Source organism: Candidatus Nebulibacter yamunensis (genome assembly GCF_024208055.1).
GTDB lineage: Bacteria > Pseudomonadota > Gammaproteobacteria > Francisellales > Francisellaceae > Caedibacter > Caedibacter lacustris.
This window is the reverse complement of the sequence record NZ_JAMBMW010000008.1, coordinates 1-15,072: the sequence shown is the minus strand read 5'-3', so window position 1 is coordinate 15,072 and position 15,072 is coordinate 1. Positions and strand designations below refer to the sequence as shown.

Below are 15,072 nucleotides of genomic sequence, written 5' to 3'. Positions count from 1 at the left end.
CCATAAAGAAATTGAGTTTACTTTTTCAATTAAGCATTAGATTGTGTTACCAATCTTAATGGCACAACAATATGTGGATTAACCTTTTGACCAACTAAGAATTTAATTGCTGCCTCAACCCCTAGCTCTCCCATTAAATAAGGCTGCTGAGCAATACTAGCTGTCATTTTCCCAGCTTTTACTGCATTGATAGCTTCTTTGGTACCATCAAAGCCTATAATTATAATACGCTTTTTACCAGCTTCTTCTACAGCACGTATTGCACCTAATGCCATTTCATCATTTTGTGCAAAAATACCATTAATATCAGGATTGGCCTGCAATAGATTTTGGGTTACGTTTAAACCTTGGGTACGATCAAAGTTTGCAGGTTGTTTAGCAACAATCGTGATGCCTGAGTTGGCAATTTCATCTTCGAAACCTTTACCTCGCTCTTTTGCAGCAGATGTACCAGGAATCCCCTCAAGTTCTATGATTTTACCACTATCATTTAAGCGCTCAATCATATATTGAGCAGCCATTTTTCCACCTACAACATTATTCGATTCAACGTGAGATAATACTTTCCCTTGAACAGCAGTTCGATCTAAAGTAATCACTTCAACGTTGTGTTGATTGGCATATTTCACCGCATTAGAAACCGCCTGTGAGTCAGTTGGATTGATAATAATAACTTTAATATTACGTGTAACAAGATCTTGTACGTTCGATAATTCTTTAGATGGATCATTGCGTGAATCAAGAACAATAACCTTATAACCCTCTGCTTTTGCTGTTTCCTCTGCACCACTTTTCATACTGACAAAAAATGGGTTATCTAGCGTAGAAACAACCAAACCAATGGTTTTGCTATTGTCATTTGAGTTTCCACAACCTGCTAATATTAAAATCGAAAAAATACCTATGATTAAACTGACATACTTCATGATTTTATTTTTCATACGACTTCTCTCCATAAGGTTGGTTAGTTTTTTACTTTAAAATCAAATAATACTGCAATTAAAATAACGAATGCTTTCACAATCATTTGATAATATGATGAAACATCCATTAAATTAAGAGCATTACTCAACAGCCCAATAATAAGCGCACCCATCAAAGTGCCTATGATTTTACCTTTACCACCAAACAAGCTTGTTCCACCTAAAACAACGGCAGCAATAGCATCAAGCTCATAACCTGTTCCTGCTGTCGGTTGCGCCGAAGATAAGCGCGAAGTGATAACCATCGCGGCCACTGCAGCTAATGCACCTGAAATGACATACACTGCAAGTTTAATGTTATTTATGCGAATACCTGCTAATTTAGCAGCTTCTTCATTACCGCCTGTAGCATAAACATAACGACCAAAACGCGTGTACTTTAAAATATAAAAAGCTGACCCAAAGATCATAGCTGTTATATAAACTGACACAGGAACTCCAAACAGGCGCCCTGTTCCAATAACGGCAAAGGCATCTGAGCTCGTTGCAACAGGGTAACCATTGCTAAACACCATTGTTAAACCACGAAAAAGTGTCATTGTAATTAACGTTGCAATAAAAGGTTGTACTACACCTTTGGTTACAATTATGCCACTAATAGCTCCTAAAACAATACCAACTAGTATTGTTAAGGGTATAACAATATATAAAGGACATTCCCAATATAATAAAAAAGCACAAATCATACCACACAATGCTAAAACTGAACCTACAGATAAATCAATGCCTTTGGTTAAAATTACAAATGTCATACCAACTGCAATAATCGCATTGACTGAAGTTTGCTGTAAAACTACTAAAATATTGCTCCACGTTAAAAAATACTCGTTTAAACACGACATAACAATAACCATTATAATAAGGACAATTGCTGCCTTATATTCGATAAGAAATTGCTTACTTAAAAATTTATATTTGATTTTTCCCATAGTCCTCTCTTTATTAGCCAAGCGCCAGTTTCATAATTGCTTCCTGTGTAATGGCACCTAACTCAAGCTCACCCTTGATTTGCCTATCACTCATTACCATTAAACGATCACTTAATCCAATTACCTCTGGCATCTCGGATGATATCAGTAAAATTGCCAAACCACGTTGTTTAAATTCATGTATTAAACGGTAGATCTCACGTTTTGCTGCAACATCAATGCCGCGCGTAGGTTCATCTAAGATGAGAAGTTTTGGATGACACATTAAGCCTTTTGCAATTGAGATCTTCTGCTGATTTCCTCCACTTAAATTTTGCACAAGTTGCGTTTGGCTAGAGGTTTTAATTTTAAACTTCTCGATATACCGATTCACTTCTTCCTTTTCTTTTTTGCAATCAATATGTCCAAATCGATTACTTAAGGACTTTAAAGTTGATAGAGACATGTTTTCGCGTACACTAGCACCAATAATAAGTCCATCTATTTTTCTATCTTCTGAAATATAGATAATCCCATGCACGATCGCTTCATAAGGACTTTTGACCTTAATCAATTTGCCTTCTAATATAAGCTCACCTTCAACAATCGGATAGCAACCATAAATACTGCGTGCCAATTGTGTTCTACCTGCACCAATAAGACCATAAAATCCTAACACTTCACCCTGATAAATCTCAAAGCTTATAGGCTTAATTTGATTATTACTAATATTTTGAGCACAAAAAACCTTTTGCTTACTTTTTAAGATGCTTTGCCCTTTATATGTAATTTGCTCTAATTTACGTCCAACCATTTTTTCGATGATTTGTTCGTAATTGAGTATACTTATTGGACTTTCGATAATAGATTGACCATCACGCATAATAGTAATGTCATCACATATATCAAAAATCTCTTCCATTCGGTGCGAAATATAAATAATACTTTTACCTTGAAAGCATAACTTACGAATGATTTCAAACAATCGCAAAACTTCTTTTTCTGTTAAAGCATCGGTTGGCTCATCCATGATAATGACTTTTGCATCGATAGATAATGCTTTGGCAATTTCTAGCAATTTTTGGTCACCTATACTTACACCTTGCGCCAGAGATTTGGCCTTTTGTTTCATATGTAGTGATTGCAACAAATCATCCACTTTTTTATACATTGCTTTCCAATTGATTTTAAAACGATGTTGCATTAACTCCTGTCCAAGTAATACATTCTCTGCAATCGTTAAATCTGGCAAGATGTGTGGCTCTTGATGGACCATAGCAATACCTGCTTTTTGTGCTTGACGAATGTGATTGAACTTTACTACTTGTCCTTCAAAGTAAATTACACCTTTATCTTTTTGGTAAATACCATTTAATACCTTCATCAAGGTTGATTTACCTGCGCCATTTTCACCTAAAAGCCCCATGACTTTGCCTTTATAAACGTTTAAGCTTGCGCCATCTAATGCCTTTGTTCCTGGAAAATTTTTATGAATATCTTCAAGCTTGAGTACATATTCTCTGGTGTTTTGAGCGTCATTTCTCACCATTTTCTCCATTTTAAAACTACTCAACAGATGACATATCAACAAAGGGTAAACCATACCATAAATCAAGCTTTTGCTTTAGCTTCTCTAATCCTGTTCCCGTATGCGCAGAAAAGAGTTGAAAGCTTATGTTTTCACCTGCTTTGACTTGTTTTAAGTAGTCACCCAATAAGCGTTCAGCTTTGGCTTTTTCACTGTTTTTAAGTTTATCTACTTTAGTTAGTAGAATATGTAAATTTAGCTGATACACTACTGCTGATTCCACCATCATACAATCAAAGTTTTTAATTGGGTGACGCGCATCAACAAGTAGCACAATACCTTTTAAACATTGACGCATAGTTAAATATTGCTCTAGCGTTTTTTGCCAATTTGCCTTAGTTTTCTCTGATACTTTGGCATAACCATAACCAGGCAAATCCACAAGTCTTCTGTGCTCGTCTAGACTAAAAAGATTAATCAATTGTGTGCGCCCTGGCGTTTTACTCACGCGCGCGAGTTTATTGTGCTCTGTCAAAGTATTTAAAGCACTTGATTTGCCGGCATTTGAGCGTCCAGCAAAGGCAACTTCAATTCCATAATCATGAGGTAATTGACTAACAAGAGAAGCACCCATCAAATACTTTACATTACGATAATTCATTATTTTTCTCTATTTGTAAATTGGTTTTTAGATGTGATAAAAGTTTTCTACACGCGGTATCAATCATCAAATACACTTGATCAAATCCGTGATGATAATAAGGATCAGGTACATCTTTAAGATTTAAATGTGGGGCATAGTCCAATAATTTTGTAACCTTTCCCATGTCATGTGTTTTTTTAGCAATAACTGCCATATCCATAACATTTTGCTCATCCATCGCAACAATATAATCATAATAATCAAAGTCACAAGCAACAAGTTGTCTTGAACGTAAATCCGAGATATCACAATCATATTTTAACGCTGTTGCAACGCTTCTAGGATCAGAAACACTCCCTTTATGCCAAATATCTGAATGTGTTCCCGCAGATTCTATTTCAAAATAGGCTTCTAAATTTTCTGCTTGCACTAATTGTCTAAATATGCCATGTGCCGTGGGTGAGCGGCAGATATTGCCCATACACACGAACAAAATGCTAACTGTTTTGATCATTTTTTACTCAATTAAACTGGCCTTTGATTGAAGCCTCTGTAAATAAGTTGCGATTAGTTTATTATATTTTGGCTTAATGTTCACAGTATTATTGTGATTTTCTGTGAGTGTATGTAACGCTTTTTCACACGTAAGCAATTGACTTTCATATAAAAAGCGTACCGAGTTTGTTTTTCTTAAGTCACAAGGATGTCGCACACCACCTGTATTGAACCATTGATTAAGTTTTGCAATGTCGGTTCCAGCAATAATGCTAAGCTTGCTAATTGCACGTGTAATTGCGACATAGAAAAGTCTACGTTCTCTCTCAATTTCCTCTTGAGTTGGTTGTTCACTGACGTTACCAAAGAAGCTTTGTTCTGTCATATCGCACAATATTACATGCTGCCATTGTAAACCCTTTGCCTTATGGATAGATGAAATCACTAATCCACTATTGCTATTTGAGTCTTTTAACGACTTTTCTTTCAAGTTTAAAAGCTGTTGTATAAATTGTGCAAGAGTCTTTTGATCATCCGATGCAAAACTCAACCAAGCATCTGCCACATCACTATCCATATATACCGGATTAACTGTAGTTTTTTTGGTCAATAAACTTTTAAGATCTAAAAGTGTATATAATCCATTGATAACTGTCTTTGCTTTATCCGTTGGACGCCAATTTAACATTGTGCGCCATACAAACATTCTTTCTTCAATGTGTTTTTGTTGATAAAAAGGCAAAGTATACATTTTATTAAATGCTGAAAATACTTCTTCAGGTTTAGTTGGCTGCTCACAAAGCAGTGCTGCTAGACTATGTAATTGATTTGCTGTTAAATACAAACTTGGATAGCTTAACATTGTACATATTATATTTTGGCGCGTGGCTTTATCTAGAATCAATAAGTACTTTGCTTGTTCTGTGAGTTGTAAATATCCTAAAATTGTCTCGGTTATTGACAGTTTAAATACACTTTTTCCACCTAAGATTTGATAAGTCATACCTACTTGCAAACAGGCTAACTCAAATAATATAAACGAGCTATATTTCCTCACTAAAACAACGACATCTTGCAACAAATATAGCTGATTATCTAAATCCTGTTGAACCGCTTCAATCACAGATGTTAACTGCTTTTTACTGATAATATTGACGTCCGTTTTCTTTTGCGCAGTTAGTGCTGAAAAGCATATTTTTTGTGAACGCACATCGTTATATTGAATCACTTGATTTGCCATCATTGACAACAAATGCCCATAGCGAAAAGTCTGTGATAAACTATAACGTTTAAGTGGCTGAAAATCCAAAGCAAAACCTTTTGACATATAATATGGTTTTGAGCCACGCCATTCATAAATAGTTTGATCTACATCTCCCATTACCATTACCGATTTAGCATTTGCAGCAACAAGCTTTAACAAATATTGCTGCACTTCATTAATATCTTGATATTCATCGACTATCACATAATGATAACGATTGCCAAAGCGTTCAGCTAAAACTTTATTTTTGTATAAAATTTGCATCGGCTCATAGAGTAAGTCATCAAATGTTCGCCACTTATAGTGATAACGAAGTTGTTCATAAAACTGAAAAAATACCTCAACTTTACTGTACTCACTCTTATTGATTAGTTTAAGCGCATCTGATAATAGTAAGTTTGATTTAATCATTGCAACGTATTGACTAAAGGTATCAATAAGTTCTGTTGTAATCTCTTCTTTGTATGCCATTAATCTGTGCGTTTTCTGTAAAGCCTCTTTTGTCAGTTTTTCTAATAGGTAGTCTGCATTGATAAGGGTTGCAGGTTCAAGCAAGCCTTTTTTCTCCATAAAACCAATCGTTTTATACCCTAAAGCATGAAAGGTTTTAATGTCAATTCGTTGACGCATATCAAACTCAAGTAAGCTTAACCTCTTTTGAAAATCATTGCATGCTGATTTATTAAACATTAACACTAATATCTCATGAGGATTTACATTATTTTCTAATAGGTGCTCAATGCGTGCAATTAACGTCTGTGTTTTACCACTACCTGCCACAGCTGCAATCAAAGCATGACTATCAAGGTCATGTCTAATAACCTCCCATTGTTCAGCTGTATAATTCAATTTACCTTTCATTTACTTTTTGCTGAGCATTTTTATTAACATTCACTACAAAACTTTAAACGCAGAATTGCAATTAACAGTTTTAAATATTGCCAAGCAACTCCTAAACTCCTCTTTTGATTGCATTGTAACGAAAATATCACCAATCACATAGCACTTGCTTGTCTTTTTAACTTATACTAAACTGTTACGCTTTAAACTTAAGTAACTTTACGATCACTTCAACAATGGAAGCAAAAAAAATTCTTGATTTAACTATAAATGCCTTAGAAGACATTAAAGCCGAAAACATCAACGTCATGAACGTTACCCATTTGACCGAATTGATGAATTACGTTGTTGTTTGTACAGCTAATTCGGGTACACATGCTAAAGCTTTAGCCAGTCATTTAGAGATGATGGCTAAAAAACATAACATTAAGATTCTAGGGGTTGAAGGAGAGGCAAAAAGCGACTGGATTTTAATCGACTTAGCAGATATTGTCGTTCACGTTATGCGCGAAGAGACGAGAAATTTCTATCAACTTGAGAAACTATGGGATATTAAACCCAACTCATCAAAAGCAAGTTAAGCAGTCGATAATAAAATTTTCATCTCATCAGGAGAAACAAAACTTGCTAAATGTTTAGTTGATTTACGAATTTCAGTAATCGACAAACTCACCTGACATAAACGCTCAAAAAAATGAGCGCTCGACTTGCAGCCTCTTGCAGTTGCAAGCTTAACGATATAACGTAATCGTTCTGCTATTTTTTTATCTTTTGGCTGGGTTTGATTAAAGGATTTCAAACAGTTGACTACCCAATCAAATGTCAGTAAAAATTTTCCGCTAACCATAATAACAAGACTCCTATCTTGTGATTTTCATCATAAACTATTTTACAAACTTCCTGATTTTTAAATTTTGCACACTTTTGGCACAAAAATCACAAAACAGTTCGTACTCAAAGCATTTGAATTCACCATCTAAAGAATGACAGCTAGATAGGGTTTTTTCAAGTTTAGATAGCAAAATTTTAAATCTGACAAGTATATACGATGCTATACTTAGTCTTCAATCACGCGAGTCTCATCACTATGTTCTTTACATAAAGCAACGTAAGACTTTGTGGTGATTAAAATATAGAAAACAGCTGAAATAATAGCAACAAACCAAATATGTGGCACAATATACAATAGCCATAAGTATGCAATAAACGGAATAATAAATAATAGCAATTTTTGCACACCCACTTTTCGTTGCACAACAGCATAGATCGCCAACAATATTGTTAATGACAAATTAACCATTAACAAGTCACCCGCTGGAATCGTCAGCATAATGAGTCCTAACAGAATAAACACCACCAAACCTGCCCAACGCGTTTTAGGTGCAATAGCACCCATGCTAATTGGTGCTGCCATATAGCCAATAACGTGATAACCAGTTACAATCACCATTAAAGCCGCCCAACTTTCAGCATTAAACAACACAATAGCTGCTAAAATCCAATTAATCATCATTGACCGCTTGGAGAAATTATAGATCGGATCAAGTTTTGCAATCCAACGTGGCATTTGCCCTTCAGCTGACATTGCATAAAGCATACGAGATGATGCACCCAAATAAGTGTAACCAGTGCCAGAGGGACTCACTACACTATCTGCTAACAACAACAACGCTAAGAAATTTAATCCCAATAGCATTGCAAGATTTAATAATGGCGATGAAAAATTCATTCCTTGCCAACCACCATTTTTAACCAATAAATCATGGGGAACCGCTGTCATAAAGGCATATTGCAGGCCCATATAAACAATTAAAATAATAAATACCGATAGTATAATTGATAAAGGGACATTACGTTTGGGATTTTTAATTTCACTTGCAAAGGATACACTAATCTGAAAACCATTGAATGAGTAAATTAAGCCAGCACTAATGATAGCTACCACTGCACTACTAAAGCCATAATCACCATTTGTCGTCAAATCAAAGTTGTTTACAGCGCCTGTGTGATCAAAGCCTGCAATTAAAAATACTGTAATTATAAAAAGAGGTATAAATATTTTAAACACCGTAATAATATTGTTGACACGTGCTAAAAGCTTAATCCCATAAAAATTCACAACTAAATATAAAAATAAAATGCCTAATGCTAGAAACTTACCACCGTACGTTAAAGCATGATTTTGCATTAACACCTCAGAACCAATAGCAGCAGATAGATATTGAGTCGTTGCTTGTGCTTCTGTTGCAATGACTACCATAACTCCAAACCAGTTTGCAAAGGCAAACGGCATCCCAAAAATACCATTGTGTGACAATGCACTTGATCGGGTTGTTGCCCCTCTTACAGGATAAACAGATACAACTTTAGACAAGCAAAGTCCAACAAATAATACTAAAATAGCCGCTAATATCCACGCAACAAATGCCCAATTTCCCGCAATTCTCGCTGTTAATTGAGCACTAAAAAGCCAACCTGAACCAACCATACACGTTGCACTTAATAACGTTGCACTTACAAGTGAAACGCCCGATTTTTTGGGTATATATCCTGTACTCATTGTTCTGCCCTTTATTTGTTCACATAAACTGAGTTGAAATTAAAGCGTTATTTTGCCTAAGCCATCCCGTACAGCGTGAGAATATAACGTTATTTTTAGCTTCTGTAAATATATAACAATATTCAACATTAAAACAAACATTTACAGTTAATATAATTTTTGCAGCAAGTACCAGGTCAAACAATTTGCCCTGCCGCCCAACCAGAAGCCCATGCCCATTGAAAGTTATATCCACCTAACCAGCCCGTCACATCTATCACCTCTCCGATAAAATACAACCCTTTAACTTTTTTACTCTCAAAAGTTTTGGATGATAGCTCATCACAATGCACACCGCCTTTGGTGACTTCTGCTGTTCGATAGCCCTCTGTACTACATGGTCTAATTTGCCAGTTTTGCAATATATTTGCTACCTCTAGCAGATTGTTTGTTGCAAGCTCTGCAATGTTACTGTTTAGCATAGTTTCATTTAAAAACACATTGAGTAAACGCTTAGGTAGCAGTTCTTCCAATAAAGTTTTGAGCTTAATTGAACCATTTTTATGTTGCCCTTGCACAAGATATGCTGCCAACTCAGGAGCATCTGGAACAAGATTAATATGCAAAATGTCTCCTAACTGCCAAAAAGAAGAAATTTGCAACATCGCAGGACCACTTAAACCCCTATGGGTAAAAAGTATATTCTCACGAAAAGACTGATTACGACATTCTACTTCTACAAACACTGAAATACCTGAAAGTGTGGCATAACGTTTTTTATCTTTTTCTGATAAAACAAAAGGTACTAAAGCAGCTGATGTAGGTAATACTCTTATTCCAAAGTCTTTAGCGATTTGATAACCCAACCCCGTTGCCCTCATAGTGGGAATTGATAAGCCACCTGTTGCGATAACAAGTGACTCTACAATATACCCTTGTGCTGATGTTTTGATTTTAAATCGCTCAGTAAGTTTTTTTTCATTTGATTTTAATTCCTCAATTGCATCTATTTCAGTGTTGAGCTCTATCTCAACTGCATATTTTTTACATTCAGAAAGCAAAATCTCAATAATTTCTGAAGACTTACCGTTACAAAATAACTGCCCCAATGTTTTTTCATGATATTGCAACTGGTACTTGTCAACAAGTGCAACAAAATCCCACTGTGTATAGCGATTAAGCGCAGATTTACAAAAATGCGGATTTTGTGATAAAAAACGTGCAGGTTCAACATAGTAATTGGTGAAATTACAACGCCCGCCACCTGACATTAAAATTTTTTTACCAACCTTATTCGCATGATCAATCACAATGACCTTGCGCCCACGCTTTGCTGCTTCAATTGCACACATTAAGCCCGAGGCTCCTGCCCCAATCACTAAGACATCTTTTTTCATAAATTAGGAGAAATACTTATCTTTGATAAGGTCGGTAAATATATCATAGAAAAACAATGAGTTAGAAAAAATATGAAAATCAAATAAGTTTTTTAAGTTCGCTATGACTATAGGAAAGAAAATTTCATATTTAACATGTTTTTATTTTAAAGCCTTAAGTTTATCAACTAAACCAAGGCGTCACACTTTGGGCCATATTCCTCATATTTTTTCCCTAGTAGATTGTTAGTGAATTTTTTAAAATTTTTAACAAACATCGCCGCTAACTTCTGATATTGCACATCGTAAGCCTCTTTGTCTTTCCAAGTGTTACGTGGATTTAAAATATTACTATCAACATCATGCAAAGCTTGTGGAATCTCAAAGTCAAAAACCACATCTTTTTTTAGTGGTGCATGATCAATCGATCCATCCAATATAGCATCAATAATTGCACGCGTATCTTTAATTGAAATACGATGCCCCTTGCCATAACCACCACCAGTCCAACCTGTATTTACAAGGTATGCACTCGCACCATGCACGAGCATTTTTTTGCCCAAAATCTCAGCATATCGAGTTGGGTGCAACAATAAAAATGGCTGACCAAAACACGATGAGAAAACTGCTGTTGGTTCTTTGACACCTAGCTCAGTTCCCGCTACTTTTGCTGTATAACCTGATAAAAACTGGTACATCGCTTGCTCAATTGAAAGCTTAGATACAGGTGGTAACACACCATAAGCATCACAGGTTAAGAAAATAATTTTAGTTGGATGTCTTGCTTTTGAAACAGGTTTAACAATATTATTGATATGGTAAATCGGATACGATACACGTGTGTTTTCTGTCTTGACACTTGAAGAAAAATCAATTATTTTATCTATATTTAATACAACATTTTCCAACAACGCATCACGACGAATGGCGTGATAAATATCAGGCTCATTCTCCTTAGATAGATTAATGGTTTTGGCATAACAACCACCCTCAAGGTTAAAAATGCCATCGTCATCCCAACCGTGTTCATCATCACCTATGAGTTTACGCTTTGGATCTGCTGATAGTGTTGTCTTACCTGTTCCTGATAAACCAAAAAATAAAGCTGAATCGCCTTTATCACCAACATTAGCAGAGCAATGGAAAGAGCCAATCCCCTGGAGTGGCAAAAAGTAATTCATCATTGAAAAAATACCTTTTTTGATCTCACCACCATACCATGTACCACCAATTAAAGTCATACGTTCAGTAATATTGAAAGCAACAAACGTTTCAGAATTCAAACCCCACTTTTCATAATCTTCACATTTTGTCTTACACGCATTCAAAATCGTCCAATCTGGCTGAAACGCTTTAAGCTCTTCTTCTGTTGGGCGAATAAACATATTTTTAAAAAAATGCGCCATCCATGCTACTTCTGTGACCAAACGGACAGCAAGCCTTGTCGCTGAATTGGCACCACAAAAGCCATCCATTACATAGAGTTTTTTATCATTTAATTGCTTCGTTGCAAGTGTTTTTAAATGTTCCCAACTTTTGGCAGATAAAGGTTTATTATCTGAGCCATCTTTTGCCCACCATACATTTTCTTTTGCTTCTGGAGTCTCAACAATAAATTTATCTTTTGGTGAGCGCCCTGTGTATTCACCAGTATCAACAGTCACTGCACCTGTTGAAGTTTCTATCCCTTTCTCATACCCGTGAGTAGTCTTAGATGTCTCGTGTCTATACAAATCTTGATAACTAAGATTGTAAAAAATTTCTTTAGTTTCATTAATTTGATACTTTTTTAACTGATCAAGCAACATGTTTGTAGATTCTCCATTGGTTCTAGCACAAATATAATAATATGCTTAAGCAGTATGAACAACCTAATATAGCTAACTTTATTGAATTTTTATTTCCTTTATCGTTGTGACTATTGAGCTCGCTATTAAAGCACTTTACAATGTGGTGTTAAAAACAAAACGCGAGTGCTTTATGGCTGACATTGCACATAAGACTAACTTTATACGCAATATTATTGATGAAGACATTAAACATAATAAAAACAAGGGTAAAGTCGTTACCCGTTTTCCACCTGAGCCTAATGGTTACCTACATATAGGACATGCAAAATCCATTTGCTTGAATTTTGGCTTAGCGCAAGCTTATCAGCGCGGACCTTGTCATCTGCGCTTTGATGACACTAACCCTGCTAACGAAGAAGCTGAATTTGTACATGCCATCCAAGAAGATGTAAAATGGCTAGGATTTGATTGGCACGACAAGTTATTTTATGCCTCTGATTACTTTGAAACGCTTTACGAGTTAGCTCTTAAACTCATTAAAAATGGAGATGCTTATGTCTGTGACTTAAGTGCTGATGAAGTCAAAAGCTATCGAGGTACGCTCACTGAAAAAGGTGTAGACAGTCCTTATCGCACTCGATCTATTGAAGAAAATTTACAAAAATTTCAAAAAATGCGTAATGGTGAGTTCAATGAAGGCAGCTGTACTTTGCGTGCAAAAATAGATATGACTTCAGGGAATATTAATATGCGCGATCCTACACTCTATCGGATCAAAAAAGTTACTCATCCTCATACTGAAGAGCTTTGGTGTATTTACCCAATGTACGACTTTGCTCACGCCGCATCAGATGCTCTTGAAAGTATCACTCATTCATTGTGCACACTTGAATTTCAAGATCATCGCCCACTTTATGACTGGATAGTTGAAAAATGTGGCTTCACATGTAAGCCTCAGCAAATTGAGTTTTCACGCTTAAATCTAAACTACACGATCACCAGTAAACGAAAACTTAAATACCTCGTTGAGAATCAGCTTGTCCATGGTTGGGATGACCCAAGGATGCCTACTATTTGTGGGCTTCGCAGAAGAGGCGTCACGCCTTCTGCCATTCGTAGATTAGTTGAACTTGTTGGCATTTCTAAGCAAGACTCCCTCACCGATTTTAGTCTTTTTGAAGAGGTGATTCGAGATGATTTAAATCAAATTACCCCAAGGCGAAACGTTGTTTTGTATCCCCTACTCGTTGAAATTGATAACCTAAATCATGAACTCCTTAACGTTCCTAATCATCCACAGAATCCCGATTTTGGACGTAGAGATATCAGTATTTCAAATCAAATTTATATTGAACAAAATGACTTTATGGATGTTTTAGAAAAAAGTCATAAACGACTCAGCTTAAATGGACGTGCTCGTTTATTAAACGCCTATGTTATTGAATGTTATGGGCTAGAGAGAGATGATAAAGGAAACATCACCAAACTAAAATGCTACTATCTTCCTGAAACGCTAGGTGGACAGAAACCTACCGATGGCAAAAAACCTGAATGCATAGTACATTGGGTAGATGCAAACAACTGTATCAATGCTGAAATAAGACAATATGATCGTTTGTTTAACTGTGAAAATCCTGGTGGACTGGATAACTTAGAAGATGGACTAAACCCAAGTTCTTTAAATACCATTAAAAATGCTAAACTTGAAAAATCCTTATCCGACGTGGCACCTGAAACACGCTTTCAGTTTAATCGTTTAGGTTACTTCTGTGCTGATCGTTATGATCATAACGATCAGCATCTGATCTTTAATCAAATTGTTAGCTTAAAAGATACGTGGTCAAAATAACAGATGTATACACTTATAGTCAGACCCAAGTTTATTTTGAGATTCCAAAAATAATCCTTAAGTCCATAGTGATTAGCGATCAATACGATAACTACGATTTTTTGGACAAAATAAATCACCAATGAGCTGGAGCGTCTAGTCACTCTTGATAAAATAGATGTCAATGGTGAGGTGGTAGAAACCATAGATGAAAATGTGGTAAAAGCCCTTATCACCTACCTGAAAGACAAGTTACCCCTGTCTGTCACGGTTAATCAAGCTACAAAAAATTGACTCTGTACCAGAAACTGAACTTGAATAAACATCTATTTTCGTGCATTATTTAGCGCCGTGTTCCGATAGTTTAACGGATAGAACAAGCCCCTCCTAAGGGCTAAATGCAGGTTCGATTCCTGCTCGGGACACCATAAAAGCAAAATAAAGTCATAAAAAATAGAAAATTATGATAGCGTTTACTAAGTTATCATCGATTGAGATTTAGTTCCTTTATGTTTTGAGATTGGAGAAACACAACCGAACAATTCTTTACAACAAAGCATTACAGCGATACTGGAATTTTAAGATACCATCTGTATTTGAGGTAAAGTGAATGTAAGGAAACCTTAGATGATTAAAAGTGTTGTTCTAAAGTATCTTCAAGCGACACTTTTTTATTTAGTTTATTTACTATCAGTTTGCACGTTATGGACCTCATTGGGATATGCTGGTGGGGATAGTGGTAATACCTGTGCTAATAAACCTTTCTTTAGTCAACAATGCACTGATGAGGATGCTTTGAAGATCAGCTATCAGTTTACTGAAGCTGAACTGCCTCAATTGATCACTAATGAAGTCAATGGCTTAGTCACCTCGTTTGA

Annotated in this window: 13 protein-coding genes and 1 tRNA gene; 4 read left to right on the top strand and 10 right to left on the bottom strand. The window is 35.8% G+C overall.

What is annotated here, in order from left to right; all coding sequences use genetic code 11:
- Positions 1–29: 29 nt before the first annotated feature.
- The 6 genes from rbsB to M1V25_RS04855 are packed head-to-tail and all read right to left on the bottom strand — an operon-like array spanning position 30 to position 6,682.
- Complete coding sequence (gene rbsB, locus M1V25_RS04880) at positions 30–941, bottom strand: ribose ABC transporter substrate-binding protein RbsB (RefSeq protein WP_239986764.1); 912 nt, start codon at positions 939–941, stop codon at positions 30–32.
- A 23-nt stretch (positions 942–964) separates the two neighbouring features.
- Entirely contained in the window at positions 965–1,912 is a 948-nt protein-coding gene (rbsC, locus tag M1V25_RS04875) for a ribose ABC transporter permease (protein ID WP_498842599.1), read from the bottom strand.
- Positions 1,913–1,925: 13 nt separating this feature from the next.
- Positions 1,926–3,440 carry an ATP-binding cassette domain-containing protein gene (locus M1V25_RS04870; RefSeq protein WP_116964149.1) on the bottom strand — a complete coding sequence of 505 codons (1,515 nt, stop codon included), beginning with the start codon at positions 3,438–3,440 and terminating at the stop codon, positions 1,926–1,928.
- A gap of 16 nt (positions 3,441–3,456) precedes the next feature.
- Positions 3,457–4,080, bottom strand: coding sequence for a ribosome biogenesis GTP-binding protein YihA/YsxC (gene yihA / locus M1V25_RS04865; protein ID WP_116964148.1), 624 nt, complete (start codon positions 4,078–4,080; stop codon positions 3,457–3,459).
- Entirely contained in the window at positions 4,067–4,576 is a 510-nt protein-coding gene (locus M1V25_RS04860; protein WP_498842598.1) for a low molecular weight protein-tyrosine-phosphatase, read from the bottom strand. Before M1V25_RS04860 ends, yihA begins: the two co-directional genes overlap by 14 nt.
- 3 nt (positions 4,577–4,579) lie before the next feature.
- Complete coding sequence (locus M1V25_RS04855; protein ID WP_498842597.1) at positions 4,580–6,682, bottom strand: ATP-dependent helicase; 2,103 nt, start codon at positions 6,680–6,682, stop codon at positions 4,580–4,582.
- Between the two features lie 215 nt (positions 6,683–6,897).
- Between M1V25_RS04855 and rsfS the strand changes: the two genes are divergently transcribed.
- Positions 6,898–7,242, top strand: coding sequence for a ribosome silencing factor (gene rsfS, locus M1V25_RS04850; RefSeq protein ID WP_116964145.1), 345 nt, complete (start codon positions 6,898–6,900; stop codon positions 7,240–7,242).
- Here the strand turns inward: rsfS and M1V25_RS04845 are convergent.
- The 4 genes from M1V25_RS04845 to pckA form a co-directional block, all read right to left on the bottom strand.
- Positions 7,239–7,508: a hypothetical protein gene (locus M1V25_RS04845; protein ID WP_116964144.1), complete on the bottom strand. Its 270-nt coding sequence runs from the start codon at positions 7,506–7,508 to the stop codon at positions 7,239–7,241. The genes rsfS and M1V25_RS04845 overlap by 4 nt on opposite strands.
- Before the next feature lie 210 nt (positions 7,509–7,718).
- The gene (locus tag M1V25_RS04840) at positions 7,719–9,221 is read right to left on the bottom strand and encodes an APC family permease (protein ID WP_498842596.1); all 1,503 of its coding nucleotides are present in this window, start codon (positions 9,219–9,221) and stop codon (positions 7,719–7,721) included.
- 176 nt (positions 9,222–9,397) lie between these two features.
- Positions 9,398–10,597, bottom strand: coding sequence for a BaiN/RdsA family NAD(P)/FAD-dependent oxidoreductase (locus M1V25_RS04835; RefSeq protein WP_498842595.1), 1,200 nt, complete (start codon positions 10,595–10,597; stop codon positions 9,398–9,400).
- 167 nt (positions 10,598–10,764) lie between these two features.
- Positions 10,765–12,384, bottom strand: a complete 1,620-nt coding sequence (gene pckA, locus M1V25_RS04830; RefSeq protein WP_498842594.1) for a phosphoenolpyruvate carboxykinase (ATP) — start codon at positions 12,382–12,384, stop codon at positions 10,765–10,767.
- 172 nt (positions 12,385–12,556) lie between these two features.
- On the opposite strand from pckA, the gene M1V25_RS04825 reads away from it, so the two are divergent.
- From M1V25_RS04825 to M1V25_RS04815, 3 genes are all read left to right on the top strand, one after another.
- Positions 12,557–14,215 carry a glutamine--tRNA ligase/YqeY domain fusion protein gene (locus M1V25_RS04825; protein WP_498842593.1) on the top strand — a complete coding sequence of 553 codons (1,659 nt, stop codon included), beginning with the start codon at positions 12,557–12,559 and terminating at the stop codon, positions 14,213–14,215.
- 332 nt (positions 14,216–14,547) lie between these two features.
- Positions 14,548–14,622, top strand: a tRNA-Arg gene (locus tag M1V25_RS04820).
- Positions 14,623–14,821: 199 nt separating this feature from the next.
- A partial coding sequence (locus M1V25_RS04815) for a hypothetical protein (RefSeq protein ID WP_498842592.1) occupies positions 14,822–15,072 on the top strand: 251 nt, incomplete at its 3' end.